13 protein-coding genes are annotated in these 14744 nt (G+C 68.1%); 7 read left to right on the top strand and 6 right to left on the bottom strand.

Features of this window, described 5'->3' with window-relative positions:
• The first annotated feature begins 3 nt into the window (after positions 1-3).
• The 4 genes from ureE to AC1D1A_RS07070 all read left to right on the top strand — a co-directional run bounded on the left by ureE (position 4) and on the right by AC1D1A_RS07070 (position 2931).
• Entirely contained in the window at positions 4-486 is a 483-nt protein-coding gene (gene ureE, locus AC1D1A_RS07055) for an urease accessory protein UreE (protein WP_476859661.1), read from the top strand.
• A 108-nt stretch (positions 487-594) separates the two neighbouring features.
• Positions 595-1263 (top strand): urease accessory protein UreF, encoded by a 669-nt coding sequence (locus tag AC1D1A_RS07060; RefSeq protein WP_476947401.1) that lies wholly within the window; start codon positions 595-597, stop codon positions 1261-1263.
• 34 nt (positions 1264-1297) lie between these two features.
• Complete coding sequence (ureG, locus tag AC1D1A_RS07065; RefSeq protein ID WP_476947402.1) at positions 1298-1915, top strand: urease accessory protein UreG; 618 nt, start codon at positions 1298-1300, stop codon at positions 1913-1915.
• Positions 1916-2214: 299 nt separating this feature from the next.
• Entirely contained in the window at positions 2215-2931 is a 717-nt protein-coding gene (locus tag AC1D1A_RS07070) for an urease accessory protein UreD (protein WP_476947403.1), read from the top strand.
• Between the two features lie 68 nt (positions 2932-2999).
• Here the strand turns inward: AC1D1A_RS07070 and galK are convergent, their stop codons facing one another.
• From galK to AC1D1A_RS07100, 6 genes are all read right to left on the bottom strand, one after another.
• A complete protein-coding gene (gene galK / locus AC1D1A_RS07075) occupies positions 3000-4172 on the bottom strand; it encodes a galactokinase (protein WP_476947404.1) in 1173 nt (390 codons plus the stop codon).
• Positions 4169-5305 carry a galactose-1-phosphate uridylyltransferase gene (galT, locus tag AC1D1A_RS07080; RefSeq protein ID WP_476947405.1) on the bottom strand — a complete coding sequence of 379 codons (1137 nt, stop codon included), beginning with the start codon at positions 5303-5305 and terminating at the stop codon, positions 4169-4171. The genes galK and galT overlap by 4 nt, the downstream gene beginning before the upstream one ends.
• Positions 5306-5371: 66 nt before the next feature.
• Positions 5372-7537 (bottom strand): alpha-galactosidase, encoded by a 2166-nt coding sequence (locus AC1D1A_RS07085; RefSeq protein WP_476859666.1) that lies wholly within the window; start codon positions 7535-7537, stop codon positions 5372-5374.
• 126 nt (positions 7538-7663) lie between these two features.
• Positions 7664-9007: an ABC transporter substrate-binding protein gene (locus AC1D1A_RS07090; RefSeq protein ID WP_476859667.1), complete on the bottom strand. Its 1344-nt coding sequence runs from the start codon at positions 9005-9007 to the stop codon at positions 7664-7666.
• Positions 9008-9078: 71 nt separating this feature from the next.
• On the bottom strand, positions 9079-10011 hold the full coding sequence (locus AC1D1A_RS07095; RefSeq protein WP_476856739.1) for a carbohydrate ABC transporter permease: 933 nt from the start codon (positions 10009-10011) through the stop codon (positions 9079-9081).
• Between the two features lie 12 nt (positions 10012-10023).
• On the bottom strand, positions 10024-10980 hold the full coding sequence (locus AC1D1A_RS07100; RefSeq protein ID WP_476856738.1) for a carbohydrate ABC transporter permease: 957 nt from the start codon (positions 10978-10980) through the stop codon (positions 10024-10026).
• Positions 10981-11151: 171 nt separating this feature from the next.
• On the opposite strand from AC1D1A_RS07100, the gene AC1D1A_RS07105 reads away from it, so the two are divergent.
• The 3 genes from AC1D1A_RS07105 (at position 11152) to AC1D1A_RS07115 (ending at position 14701) form a co-directional block, all read left to right on the top strand.
• The gene (locus AC1D1A_RS07105; protein ID WP_230006160.1) at positions 11152-12402 is read left to right on the top strand and encodes a Gfo/Idh/MocA family protein; all 1251 of its coding nucleotides are present in this window, start codon (positions 11152-11154) and stop codon (positions 12400-12402) included.
• Position 12403: 1 nt separating this feature from the next.
• Positions 12404-13483, top strand: coding sequence for a LacI family DNA-binding transcriptional regulator (locus AC1D1A_RS07110; protein WP_230006159.1), 1080 nt, complete (start codon positions 12404-12406; stop codon positions 13481-13483).
• Between the two features lie 195 nt (positions 13484-13678).
• On the top strand, positions 13679-14701 hold the full coding sequence (locus AC1D1A_RS07115) for a LacI family DNA-binding transcriptional regulator (protein WP_476851778.1): 1023 nt from the start codon (positions 13679-13681) through the stop codon (positions 14699-14701).
• The last annotated feature ends 43 nt before the right edge of the window (positions 14702-14744 follow it).

Here is a 14744-nt window from a genome sequence, read left to right on the forward strand (position 1 = left end):
ACCATGATCATCGAAAAGGTCCTCGGCAACACCCACGACCTCCCTCCCGGTCCGGACCCCTACCTTGGGCTCCACCGCGAGAAGGTGGTGCTGCCCAGCGCCCAGCTGGTCAAACGCATCCAGCGCGTCACCACCGACCACGGGAAGGAACTCGGCATCCGCCTCCCCGCCGGTTCCGGCGACCTGCGCGACGGCGACATCCTGCACGTGGCCGGCACCAACATGATCGTGGTGTCAGTCCTGCCCACCGACGTCCTGGTGATCGCCCCGCGCTCCATCCACGAGATGGGGGTGGTGGCCCACTCCCTGGGCAACCGGCACCTGCAGGCCCAGTTCTTCGACGCTTCCTCGGAGTACGGGGCGGAGGTGATGGTCTGCCAGTACGACCACACCGTGGAGGACTATCTCAAACACGTCGGAGCGCCCTACGACCGCCAGGAGCGCGTGATGCCCGTCCCCTTCCGCCATGCCGAACACTCGCACTAGTTTCGCCGCGGCCGCGCTGGGCGCTCCGCTGGGAAGGGGGCTGTGCCCGCTTCGCGGTGCCCACCACACCGCAGCCCCCTTCCCAGCTTCGCGCATTCGGGGGCGGTCGTGACCCAGTACCAGCTTGCGTTGCAGCAGCTGACGGATTCTGCTCTGCCTACCGGGGCGTTTGCTCACTCGCTGGGGTTTGAGACGTATGTGGAGCGCGGGCTGGTGCACGACGAGGAGTCCTTTGGGGTGTGGCTGGCGGCGTTCATTTCACAGCAGCTGACGTACTCGGACGCCCTGGCAATCCGGTTCCTCTATGAGGACGTTCCGGTTGCCGAACTGGATGCGTTGTTGACCGCCCAGATGTTACCCCGGCAGTTGCGCGAGGCCAGTACCAAAATGGGCGGGCGTCTGCTGGAGATCGGCGCCGAGATCTTTCCGTCCGCAGATCTGGCGGAGTACCGGGAGCTGGTGGGTTCCGGCCGTGCCGCCGGGCATCAGCCGCTGGCGTTCGCCGTCGTCGCACGGTCCCTGAACGTGCCGCTCCCGGAGGCCCTCGCCGCTTATCTTTTCGCCGCGGTGACGTCCTTGACGCAGAACGCCGTCCGGGCGATCCCCCTGGGGCAGAACGCCGGCCAGCGGATCCTGCGGAAGGCGGCCGACGGCGTAGCTGCCGCCGCCGAGCGCTCCAGTCACCTCACGCCTGACGATTTTGGGGCCGTCAGCCCCGGGCTGGAAATTTCGCAAATGCGGCACGAACGCCAGCGCGCCCGCATGTTCATGAGTTAACCGAGCTACACACGAAATATGTCTGGAGAAGAATATGTCTGAGCCCGTCAAAATCGGCATCGGCGGCCCGGTGGGTGCCGGCAAGACCCAGCTCGTGGAGCGGCTCACCCGTCATATGAGCCGGGAGATCTCCATGGCGGCCATCACCAACGATATCTACACAATCGAGGACGCCAGGATTCTCGCCGCCAATGGGATCCTGCCGATCGACCGGATCATCGGCGTCGAAACCGGCGGCTGCCCGCACACGGCCATCCGCGAAGACACGTCCATGAATACGGCCGCCATCGAGGAGCTGAAGAAGCGGCACCCTGACCTGCAGGTGATCTTCGTGGAATCCGGCGGCGACAACCTCTCCGCAACGTTCAGCCCCGAACTGGTGGACTTTTCCATCTACATCATCGACGTGGCCCAGGGTGAGAAGATCCCGCGCAAGGCCGGCCAGGGCATGATCAAGTCCGATCTGTTCATCATCAACAAGACCGACCTCGCCCCCCACGTCGGCGCGGACCTGGCCGTCATGGAGCGGGACTCCAAGGAATTCCGGGGCGAGAAGCCGTTCTGCTTCACGAACCTCAAGACCGACGAAGGGCTGGACCGCGTGATCGAATGGGTGCGGCGGGACGTCCTGATGCTCGACCTGGCGTCGTGACGGCGATTGTGCGGAGTCCGGCGGCTTCGCCGGATTTGGGGCCGTGCCCGTCCCCAGCCGCTCCCGACTCTCGCAAGCTCGAGTCGGGACCCTCGCGGCAGTGGGCCCCCCGCGGTGCCCGCCACGCCGCGGCCCCAAAATCCGGCCTCGCCGCCTCAGCGGTTAAGTCGCCGATGGGGGAACTGGAACTCGTCGTCGAAAATCGGGACGGACGTTCTGTTGCCACGCATCAGTTCCATCGGGGGGCTTTGAGGGTTTTGCGGCCGCATTACTTGGATGGCAGCGGGCAGGTTTGTTATGTGCTCGTCAATCCTGGCGGTGCCTATCTGGGCGCTGACCTGTATGTGATTGACGTGGAGGTGGCCGATGGGGCGAAGCTGCTGCTCGCCACGCAGTCGGCCACCAAGATCTACCGGACTCCGGGATCCTTTGCCGAACAGCGGATGCGGCTGCGGCTCGGGGAGGGGGCCCGGCTGGAGCTCGCCCCGGATCAGGTGATCGCCTACCGGGAGGCCAGCTACCGGCAGAATACGCACGTGACGGTGCGGCCGTCGTCGAGCCTCATCATGGCCGAAATTGTGACCCCGGGGTGGTCGCCCGACGGGGCCTCGTTCCGGTACGAGGAGCTGCGGTTGCGGACCGAGATCCGGGTCGAGTCGGAGGCGTCCGTCGGGGAGGCGGGCGGGCTGCTGGCCCTGGACAACGTGCTCATCCAGCCGCCCCTGGGCGATGTGACGGGCCTGGCGTTCATGGAGGGCTTCAGCCATCTGGGGTCGCTGATCGTGGTGGACCCGCGGGTGGACCAAGCCCTTGCCGACGAACTCCACGAGATCACGGCCGGGCTCGGCGCCCATACCGGCATCTCGCTCACCGCCGCCGTGCTGGGAACGGCCGGGCTGGTGCTGAGGTCGCTCTCGAACAGCACGGAGGAACTGAGGTGTGTTCTGGGAGCCGCCACCGCCCTGCTGCGCAAGCGCTGGTACGGCCAGGATCCGCTGGATCTGAGGAAGTACTGATGGCCGGGACCCAGCAGAGGACTGCGCTGCGCCGGCTTCGGGCGCTGACCACCCGGCCGGCGGCCTGATCACAGCCGGCGCGCCCCCTCTGCCGGCAGGACGGCGAAGACATCGGGTGCCTGCAGCCCGCGGGCGGCGAAGCCGGCCAGGACCGCGGACCGGACCTGATCGGCGTCGTCCACTGGAACCAGGGCGATGGCGGAGCCGCCGAACCCGCCGCCGGTCATCCGGGCCCCGATGGCCCCGTTGGCGCGCGCGGTGTCAACGGCCAGGTTCAGTTCCGGGCAGGAGATTTCGAAGTCGTCCCGCATGGAGCGGTGGCTGGCGTCCAGCAGGTCTCCGATTGCCAGCGGCCCATGGGACGTGAGCCATTCCGCGGTCCGGGCGACCCGTTCGTTCTCGGTGACAATGTGCCGGACCCGGCGGAACGTCACGTCGTCGAGGACGCGCCCGGCCCGCGGCAGATCGGCGGCGTCAAGGTCGCGAAGGGCGCCGGCGCCCAGGGCCCGGGCTCCGCGGACGCAGGAGGACCGGCGTTCGGCGTACCCGCCGGTGGCATGGGCGTGCGAGACCTTGGTGTCGATCACCATGCAGAGAAGCCCGGACTCCTCCAGGCCGAGCGGCACCGGGCGGGAGCTGAGGTCGCGGCAGTCCAGGTAGACCGCGCAGTCCCGGGTGCCGAGCATCGACGCGGACTGGTCCATGATCCCGGTGGGGGCGCCGACGACGTTGTTTTCGGCCCGCCGCCCGATGTCCGCCAGTTCGGCCCGGCCCAGGCCCGCTCCGGTGAGGTCGGAGAGGGCCAACGCGACGGCGCATTCCAGGGCGGCGGAGGAGGACAGCCCGGCGCCGACCGGGACATCGGAGGTCACGTACAGGTCAAAGCCCGGCACTGTGATGCCGGCACGTTCCAGCTCCCACGCCACTCCGGCCGGGTACGCGGACCAGCCGGCCGCCTGGTCCGGGGCGAAGGTATCGAGATCGAATTCGACCGGGTCGGCGGCCGCGAACGCCGAGGCCAGCCGCACGGTGCGGTCCGCCCGGGCCGACACGGCCACGGTGGTGCTGCGGTTGATGGCGAACGGCAGGACAAGGCCGTCGTTGTAGTCCGTGTGCTCGCCGATCAGGTTGACCCGTCCCGGCGCCTGCCACACGCCGTCGGCGTCATGGCCGAAGTGGCCGGCAAAGGCGCGGGTCACCGCGTCCGCCAGGGCCGTTCCTGCGGTGTCGGTGGTGGTCATGCCGTTCCTTCCCTGGCGTCCCGGAGCCGGGCCGCAACCTCTTCGGGAGTCGTGTCGTTGATGAAGGCGCCCATGGCGGCCTCGGAGCCGGCCAGGAACTTGAGTTTGTCCGCGGCCCGCCGGGGGGAGGTGAGCTGCAGGTGCAGGTACCCGGACCGGCGCAGCACCGGGTCAAGGGGTGCCTGGTGCCAGGCGCTGATATACGGCGTCGGGCTGCCGTAGAGGCTGTCGAGGCGGCCCAGCAGGTCCGGATACAGGACGGCGAGCTCGTCACGCTCGGCGCCGGTCAGCGCGGCGAGGTCCGGAACCTGGCGGTGCGGGACCAGATGGATTTCCAGCGGCCAGCGCGCCGCGAACGGCACGTAGGCGCTGAAAAAATCGCCCTCGAGCACCATCCGGGCGCCGTCGGCACGTTCGCTCGCCAAAATCGCCCCGGTCAGGGTGGCCGTCCCGCCCGCCGCCTCATGGAACTGCCGGGCGGCCGCGGCCATCACCGCGGTCCTCGGCGTGACGTAGGGGTAGGCGTAGATCTGGCCGTGCGGATGGTGCAGTGTCACGCCGATGTCCTGGCCGCGGTTCTCGAAACAGAACACCTGCGCCACGCCGGGCAGCGCGCTCAGGGCCTCGGTGCGGTGCGCCCAGGCGTCGATCACGGTGCGCACCCGCCGGGTGCTGAGGGCGGCGAACGTCCCGGTGTGCTCGGGCGTGAAGGCTACGACCTCGCACCGGCCGCCGGCGGTCCCGCGGGTACCCCAGCCCGGCGCTGCCGGGGCGGCGGCGAGATCCGGACCGAGCGAGGGGAACCGGTTTTCAAACACGGCGACGTCGTAATCCGCCGGGATCTCCGAGGGCCGCGCGTCGGTGCTCGGGCACAGCGGGCACTCGTCCGCCGGCGGAAGATGCGTCCTGTGTTGCCGGTGCGCGGCGACCGCCACCCACTCCCCGGTCAGCGCGTCGTACCGGATTTCCCCGGACGGGCCGCGCTCGGGAAGGTCGCGGCGGTCCCTTGACGGGCGCTGCAGGGGATGGGAAGTGTCGTCGAAATACAGGAGTTCGCGCCCGTCGGCGAGGCGCGTACTGGTCACCGCGGACACCGACGCCGGGGCGTCGCTGCGGCTGATGATGCTGGTCATGGGGTTCCTTCGAAAGTGAGGGGACGTGCGGTGCCCGACCCGGAAGCAGGGGGCGGGACCGGACGGTCAGAGGGCCTGGACGTGGAGGAGCAGGGCGTGCTCCGGGTTCAGGACCGGCAGGGGCAGGCCGACGTGCTGCAGGAAGGCGCCGGTGGCAACGGCCCCGTCTTCCAGCCAGGCCGGCGGCCGGATCTGGGTAAAGGTGTGCGCGTAGTCGCCGTCGAGAAGGGTAGGCAGTTCGGCCCGGACGCGGTAGTTCCGCTTCGGGTCAAGGCCCGGCAGTGAGGCCAGTCCGGGAACCTCAGCCGGGGCGGAGGCCAGGGACACGGCAGCGAACAGGGCCTCGCCGGCGTCGTGCGCAACTACACCGTGGACGCTCAGGGTGGGCTCGGCGGTGTCCGCGTTGACGCGCTTGCCGGAGTGAAGCAGTGCGCGGTGGCGCTTGTAGAGCGCGATGGCGCGGCGCAGCGTGGCCCGTTCCTCGTCCGTGGCTGCGCGGATGTCCCACTCCATGCCGAAATGGCCGAAGAGGGCCGTGATGGCGCGGAAGGAGATGTCGTGGGTGCGGGCCGTGGTGTGCGAGGTGGTGGGGCCGATATGTGATCCGACGAGTTCGGGGGGGAGGACGGCCTGGGTCCAGCGCTGGATGGTCTGGCGCTCCAGGGCATCGTTGCAGTCCGAGGCCCACACCCGGTCGGTTCGCTGCAGGATGCCGAGATCCACGCGGGCCCCGCCGGAGGAGCAGCTTTCAATCTCCACGTCCGGGTGGGATGCCTTGAGCGCGTCGAAGAGACGGTACGCGGCCAGCGTCTGTTCGTGGACGGACGGCCGGCCGCCGCGGCCGTGCTCGGTGAGGTCGCGGTTCTGGTCCCATTTGAGGTAGGCGATGTTGTTCTCGCGCAACAGGGCATCGAGGCGGCCGTATATGTATTGCCAGGCCTCCGGGTTGGCGAGGTCCAGGACGTGCTGATGGCGCCAGGCGTGCGGAAGCCGGCCGCCGTCCTTGTGGGAAAGCAGCGACGGGCCCACGATCCAGTCCGGGTGCTCGCGCGCGACGTCGGAGTCCAGGTTGACCATCTCCGGCTCCACCCACAGCCCGAACTCCATGCCGTGGCCGGTGACCGCGTCGATCAGCGGCGTCAGGCCTTCGGGCCACAGGCCCTCGTCGACGTACCAGTCGCCAAGACCCGCGTGATCGTCGCGGCGGCCGCGGAACCAGCCGTCGTCGAGGACGAAGCGTTCCACGCCGAGGCCGGCGGCCGCTTCGGCGAGTTCGAGCAGCGGCTCGAGGCGGTGGTCGAAGTAGACCGCTTCCCACGTATTCAGCACCACCGGGCGGACCCGGCCGGAGGTGGTGTCCACATGCTGCGGCCGGGCACGGAACCAGTGGTAGAAGGCCTCGGTGATGCCGTCCAGGCCGCGGCCGGAGTAGGCGGCATAGAGCGACGGCGTCCGGTAGCTGCCGCCGGGGCGCAGCACCACTTCGGCGGAGCCGAGCAGCTCGGCGGCACCGAGCATGCGCCGGCCGTCCGCGAGGCTGTCGAGGTACTGCTCGTGGTTGCCGCTCCAGCCCAGGTGCGTGGCCCAGACCTGGCCTGTGCGGTTGGCGAAGCCGGCGGTCCCGGCTGCCACCAACAGGGACGAGTCGTGGCCGGTCCGGCCGTGCCGGCCAGTGCGGACCCAGGTGCCCTGCTGGACGGCGTGCCGCTGCGGGTGGTTTTCGCGGCACCAGCGCCCGGTGAGGTCGAGCAGTTCCGTGGCGTCCCGCGGCACCGGCAGCACCGTGGCGAGTTCCTCGAGTTGGTATTCGGCAGAGCCGCTGTTGGTCAGCGTGTGAGCCAGCTCCAGGAGGCCGCCGGGGTGCAGGGTGAGTTCGGAACTGACCTCAAGTCCGGCCTCGGAGTCCCGGTGGATGATCACCACGGTGCGCCCGCCGTCCTGCATCTGGGCGGCAACGACCCGCAGGGCCGGCGAGAAGTCCAGGCCGGGGCCGCCGTCGGCGTTCCGGTGCCCGCGCAGGCCCGGCCGCCCGGCCCAGCCGGAGGAGGCCTGCGGGAGCAGTCCGGCGGTGACGGGGAGGTCGAGGGCGGAGTGCTGGACGGCCCCGTGGAGGATCGCCAGATCGGGGAGGTTCTCCCCGAGGTCGGCGCCCCAATGGACGATCTCGGCCTCGCCGGAGTCGAAGGCCAGCAGGACGCTGGTGCCGGCAGAACGCAGGTGCACGGGGTGCATGGGGATTCGCTTTCAGTAGTGCGGAAGTCAGGTGCTGGTGCGCGGGATCCCGGGTTGGGGACCCCGCGCACCGGGCGCCGCCGTTGCGGGCGGCTGTGGCTTCAGGGGCTTACTTGTTGAACAGGCTTACTTGTTGAAAAGTGAGTTGACCTGCTCGTTGGCCTGCGAGAGGGAGCTGGCCGGCTGCTTGCCGGAGAGGACGGCGTCCATAGCCGGCTTCATGATGCCGTCCACCTTGGCCGCCTTGTCCGCGATCGGGAACAGGAACGTGGTTCCTTCCTTGACGTGGGTGGTGAAGGCGGAGACGTCGGTGCCCTTGGCCTTGAACGCTTCGGCTGCCTTCTCGGAGGAGCTAGTGAGAGCCGGGAACACGACGGCCTTGGAAGCTACGACGTCCTGGCAGGCGGTGGAAGCGAGGTATTCAACCCACTTGGTGGCTGCTGCGGGCTTCTTGGTGCCGGCCCAGATGGAGTCGGCCAGGCCGTTGAACATGCTTGCACGCTTGCCGTCCGGTCCTGTCGGGGTGGGTGCGAAGCCGGTCTGGATACCCTTGTATCCGGTGTACTGGCCGATCAGCCAGTCGCCCGAGGTGTTGATGGCGGCCTTGCCGGCGCCGAAGTTGTCCGACATGCTGGCGCCTACCGTGGTTTCAAGCTTGGGCATGTAGCCCTTGTCCGCCAGGCCGGCCCACCAGGCAATGGTCTCCTGGAACTTGGGGTCGTCGTAGTTGAACTTGGTGCCCCAGGGGTTCTTGTCGGTGTGGGTCCAGCCGGTCGTGGCGCTGAGGAAGCTCCACTGCGTCTGGCCCTGGCCCGAGCCGGAGGACTCCAGGCCGAGGCCGTAGACGGCCACGTTGTCCTTGTCGAAGCCGGCCTCGTCGCCGCGCTTGCCGCGCTTGTCCACGGTCAGGTGGGCGATGGCTTTTTCGTAGCTGCCGCCGTCCTGCGGGTTCCAGTCCAGGGTAGCCATCTGCTCGGCGGTGAGACCGGCGGAGTCGGTCATGGCCTTGTTGTAGAAGAGGCCTACAGTGTCCCAGTCCTTGGGCAGCCCGTAGCGCTTCCCGTCCTGGCCGACCCAGAGCTCGGCCAGGCCCTTGGTGTAGCTGTCCAGCTTGATGCCGTCCTTGGCCACGGCGTCATCGAGGGCCAGGAGCTGCTTCTTCGCCGCGTACTCGGGGTACTTGGAGAGGTGGTCGGTGAAGACATCCGGCGCCGTGCCGGCAATGAAGCCGTTGGTCAGGGTGGTCCAGTAGTCGTCCCAGCCGCGCTGGGTGATCTTGACCTTGATATCCGGGTTGGCCTTGGTGAAATCGTCGGCGCACTGCTGGTAGGCCGGGAGCTGGTTGGCGTCCCAGAGCCAGTAGTTGATCTCCCCCTTGGCTTCGGAGGATGCCGGGGCGGACCCGCCGCAGGCGGAGAGGGAGATGGCGATGGCTGCAGCGGCAGCGACGGCGCCGAGGGTCTTCTTCATGGTGGACCTTTCATGGAAGTGCTTCTTTGAGGGGAATGTTTGTTAACGGGGCACTGCGTGTTGGGCCGGGGTTACTTGATGCCGGAGAAGCCGATGGAGTTGACCACCCGCTTGCCGAAGGCGATGAAGAGCAGGAGGACGGGCAGGGCCGCGATCAGGGTGGCGGCCATCAGGCCGGACCAGTCGGGGGCGCCCTGCGGGGACTGGGACTTGAAGACGCCCAAGCCCACGGTGAGGACGCGGACGCTTTCGTCCTGGCCCACCAGCAGCGGCCAGAAGTACTCGTTCCATTGGCCGATGAAGGTCAGCAGCGCAAGGGTGGCCAGGGGGGCCGCGGCGTTCGGGAGCACGATCTGGAAGAAGATCCGCACGTGCTTGGCGCCGTCGAGCATGGCGGCCTCTTCCACCTCGCGGGACATGGAGAGGAAGAACTGGCGCAGGAAGAAGATGGCGAAGGGGGTCATGAACAGGAACGGCAGGGCCAGACCGGCGAAGGTATTGAGCAGGCCGAGGTTCTTGATCATCAGGAAGTTGGGCAGGGCTGTGAAGATCGGCGGGACCATCATGGTGGCCAGGAACAGGCCGAACACCACGTTCCGGCCCGGCCAGCGGAGCCGGGAGAAGGCGTAGGCGGCCATCGCGCTGAAGAAGACCTGCCCGGCGGTGGTGACGGTGGCGAAGATGACGGAGTTCCGCAGGTACAGCCAGAAGTTGATGGCGGCGCCGGAGCCTCCCTCGGCGATTGCTTCCTCGGGGCTCTGCAGCCCCAGGACCCGCTTGAAGGCGCCGAGGCTGAAATCGGCCGGCAGGAGGTTGCTGGCGTTCGAGGCCAGGGAGGCGTTGCTGGACAGCGCGGTGCGGAGCATCCAGAGGAACGGCGCGATCGTCACGGCGACGGCAATGGCGACGAGGGTCCAGGCGCCGACGCGGCGCCAGTTGACCGGCTTCCTGGGAGCGGGAGCGGAGGTGGCGGGCTTCTTGCGGGAAGGGGCGAGGGTAGTCATGGCTGGGGTTCCTTAGTCCAGATCCGATTCGTTGCCCTTGAGGAACTTCATCTGGACGAAGGCCACGAGAGCGAGAATGACGAAGAGAATGACGGACAGGGCCGAGGCGTAGCCGAAGTCGGATTCACCGAAGGCCTTCTGGTAGATGTACATCTGGATGACGCGGGAGGCATTGATCGGGCCGCCGCCCGTGGTCACTGCCACGGTGTCGAAGACCTGGAAGGAGCCGATGACGGTGACCACCAGGACCAACACCAGCACCGGGCGCAGGAGCGGCATCGTGATGCTCCAGAAGGTCCGGGTCGGGGAGGCGCCGTCGAGCGAGGCGACCTCGTACACGTGGTTGGGGATGGACTGCAGGCCGGCGAAGATCAGCAGGGCGGTGTAGCCCATGTGCCGCCAGACATTGACGCCGGCGATGGTGGGGATGGCCCATTGCTCGCTGCCGAAGAAGGCGATGCGCGGCAGGCCCAGCCAGTTGATGACCTCGTTGACGATTCCCAGCTGGTAGTCGAGCATCCAGAACCAGAGCAGCGCGACGATCACGTTCGCCACCAGGAAGGGCAGCAGCAGGGCGCCGCGGATTAGCGTGGACTTGGCGACGTTGTGCATCAGCAGGGCAAGTCCGAGCGCGATGACGGTCTGGAAGCCGATGTTCAGTGCCACGTACTGGACCGTCACGGCCATGGCGTTCCAGAAGAGATCGTCCGCGAAGATCGCGGTGTAGTTTTTGGTGCCGATCCAGGTGGGATCGCCCAAAACGCTGTACTCGGTGAAGCTGAGGTAGACGCCGCGGATGCTCGGCACCAGGTAGAAGGCAACGAAGCCGAGCAAGGCCGGGGCGATGAAGAGAAGGGCGACCCTCAGGTCGCTGCGGGTTCGGCGCCGGCCGCGGGGGGCAGCATTGCCCGTTCCCGTGCCGGGCGCCTTGCGTGCCGGAACGGCTCCGCGGGCAGTTGTGGTGGTCATTGGTGGGTCCTCCGCAGTTACGTGGATGCTGTGACGTGGATTACAACTGAGGCCTGAATCTACACGAGTAACTTTCTTATGCGCAAGCGTTTCTTTTATGTTTCCGGGAGGAATCTTTCTGCTCATCTTCTGCTATTGACTCGAGTAGAAACTGGTGTAAAACTTGCGTGCATGACTTTCTCACTAGGCATTGTCGGCGCCGGACAGTTCGCAGGCGCCTTCGCCAAACTCTTCGACGCCCATCCCGCGATTTCAGAAGTCCATGTCACGGACGTCCTGCCGGAACGGGCCGAGGCCCTCCGGGAGCGGCTCGGCCTGGCGGGGACCTATCCCAGCTTTGAGGCCATGCTCGACGGCGGCCTCGACGCCGTGGCGATCTTCACCCAGCGCTGGACGCACGGGCCGCTGGTGCTGCAGGCGCTCCGGGCGGGCAAGCATGTGTATTCGGCAGTGCCGATGGCCATCAGCGAGGACGAGATCGCCCGGATCATCGAGGCTGTCCGGGAGACGGGCCTGACCTACATGATGGGCGAGACAAGCTACTACAACCCCGCCACCGTCTATGCCCGCAAGCGCAAGGCTGAAGGCGCCTTTGGCCGCATCTTCTACGCCGAGGGCGACTACGTCCACGACATGGATCTCGGCTTCTACGAGGCCTACCAGTACAGCGGCGGGGAGGACTGGAAACGCACCGCCAGCTACCCGCCCATGCTGTATCCGACTCACTCCACCGGCGGGGTACTGGGCGCAATCGGCGGCCATGCCGTCAGCGTCAGCTGCATTGGCGTCTCCGACGAGCGCGGCGACGGCGTGTTCGATAAGGATGTCAGCATGTTCGGCAACGACTTCTCCAATGCCACCGCGCTGTTCGAACTCTCAACCGGCGGGTCCATGCGCATCAACGAGATGCGCCGCGTCGGCTACCCCTCCCACCTGCGCGAAAGCCGCTTCCGGTACTTCGGCACGGACGCCAGCTTCGAGCAGCTGGCCACGGTCAGTGTGTGGCAGGACAAGGAGTCCGTGACCGACGTCAGCGCGGAACTGGCCACCGGGGCCACGCTGGCTGCCGACGATCCTTCGCTGGCCAGTGTCGCACCGGCACTGCGGGACGCCTTCAGCTCCGGAATGGCACCCGTGCATGACGCCGGCCGGCTTCCGGCCGAGTTCCGCGGACTTCACAACGGGCACGAGGGCAGCCACCACTTCCTGGTGGACGACTTTGCCACGGCCGTCGACACGGGAACGCTCCCGCCCGTCAACGCCTGGGAAGCCGCCCGCTACACGCTGCCGGGGATCGTGGCGCACGAGTCCGCCCTCCGCGGCGGGGAGCGGTTGCCCGTGCCGGACCACGGCGACGCCCCCGTCCTGCTGCCTGCGCAGGGAACCAACGAGGAAGGCTTAGCCGGGGAACTCCGGCGGTAGCATGGTCACTGTGCCACACTCGCCCGCCTCCGCCAGGCCCACGATCACCCGAAAAGACGTGGCCAGGCTGGCGGGCGTCAGCACCGCCGTCGTCAGCTATGTGGTGAACGGCGGCCCCAAGCGGGTCTCCCCGGTGACCGCTGCGAAAGTCCGCGAGGCCATCAGCGCCCTGGGGTACCGTCCGAACGCCGCGGCGAGGGCACTGAAACTTGGCTCCAGCGAGATGCTCGGCATGGTGGTCCCGGACACCACCAACCCCTTCTTCGCCACTTTGGCCCGCGCCGTGGAGGAAGCCGCGGCGGCGCGCGGCTATGCCCTGCTGCTGGCGAACTCGGGCGGATCGGCGGCCAATGAGCGCCGCCAGGTCAGGAACCTCGCGAGCCGCCGCGTTGACGGGGTCTTCCTCTCCAGCGTGCTGTTCGAACCCGACCTGACCGAGCTGGAGCATTCGGAGATCCCCGCCGTGCTGCTCAACCACAGCACCGAGGTGCCGGGCTTCAACTCGGTCGGCGTGGAGCTGCTGGAAGGCTCCCGGCGTGCCGTCGAGCACCTGGTGGGCCACGGCCACCGCAACATCGCACTGGTCATGGGCATGAACGCCGGCAATGATCTCGATGCCCGCGAGGTCGGGTGGCAGCAGGGGCTCGCGGAGGCCGGCCTCCCGGAAGGACCCATTCTGCGCTGTGACTTCGACCGGCAGGGCGGCTACCGGGCCGGGCAGCGGCTGCTCGCGGCCGCGGACCGACCCACCGCCGTGTTCGTCAGTTCCGACCTGCAGGCCGTCGGCCTGCTGCGCGCCGTGTCCGAGGCCGGGCTGCGGGTCCCCGAGGACCTGGCGGTCTTCTCCTTCGACGGCTCGGCTGAGGCGGAGTTCAGCTGGCCGCCGTTGAGCACGGTCGCGCAGCCCGTCCAGGCCATGGCCGAGGCCGCCGTCGAAGCGCTCATTGGCTTTGACGGCGTGTCTCCCACCCGGAACAGGATCTTCCCCGTGGAGCTGGTCCTGCGCGCGTCCTGCGGCTGCGCGCCGGTGCCTGCCGCGCCCGGGCCCGCCGCGCCGGTTGCGGCCGAGCCGGCCGGGTAGGGTCCCCGCCGGGCACGTCGTTGCGGTTCCGGGCGTCGTTCCCTGCGGGCGTCACACCAGGGGCCCTATGGACTATCGTTAGCGCTAACAGGAGCCGGGGGGCGGGCGACCAGCGGGCGCCCCGTGCCCTCCTATCGTTCGATTTCACACTTTGATTCAGGCCGGTGGACGGCATCGGAGCGAAAGGGGCCTCGCATGGGGAACAACAATGACCGGCGGCAGCCGCGGCTCGAAGACGTCGCAGCGCTGGCCAAGGTTTCCCACCAGACCGTCTCGCGGGTGATCAACAACCACCCGAATGTCAGCGCGGGAACAAAGTCCCGGGTCGAGGCGGCGATTGCCGAACTCGGCTACCGGCGCAACACGGCCGCCCGGAGCCTGGTGACCCGGCGCACCCAGACCATCGGTGTCCTCGCCTCCGAGCTCGGGCAATACGGCCCGGCGAATACCCTGCTGGGGGTCCAGCAAGCCGCCAGGGAGGCAGGCTATTTCGTGAGCATTGCCGCGATCAAGGGGGCCGCGGCGAACGCCATTTGCGATGCGGTGCGGCACCTGACGGACCAGGGCGCGGACGGATTGATTGTGATCGTGCCGCACGACGGGACACTTCAGGTGCTCGAGGACCTGAACCTGGATCTCCCGGTAATCGTCGTCGGCGGAGCCGGAGAAGGGCGGTTGAGCGGCGCGATGGTCGACCAGAAGCTCGGTGCGCGGCTGGCCGTCGCCCATCTGATCAGCCTTGGCCACGAGCGGATCGGCCATGTCTCCGGACCGCTCGACTGGGTGGACGGCAAAGCCCGGGTTGACGGGTGGCGCGAGGAGTTGGCGGAAGCCGGCCTCTCCGACGAACTTCTGGTCGAGGGGGACTGGAGTGCGGACAGCGGGTACCGGATCGGGCAGCAGCTGGCAGAACAGCGCAGCGCCACCGCGGTGTTCGTCAGCAACGACCAGATGGCGCTCGGACTGCTGCGGGCGTTCGGCGAGAAGGGCATCCGGGTTCCGGAAGACGTCTCCGTGGTTGGCTTTGACGACCAGCCCGAATCCGCCTACTTCATGCCGCCGCTGACCACCGTGCGACAGGACTTCGAGGAACTCGGAAAGCGCTGCATGGACCTGATACGCGCCCAGGTCGAGGGCGATGCCGCCAGCGGCGCCCTGGTGGTCAAACCTGCTCTCGTGGTGCGCGCCAGCACCGCACCCCGCCCCCGCCTCTCCTAAGGGCCGAAGCCCTCCGTTCCGGCAATACGTGCCAGGCTTCTTG

This window comes from Arthrobacter sp. P1_B9 (genome assembly GCF_056406495.1).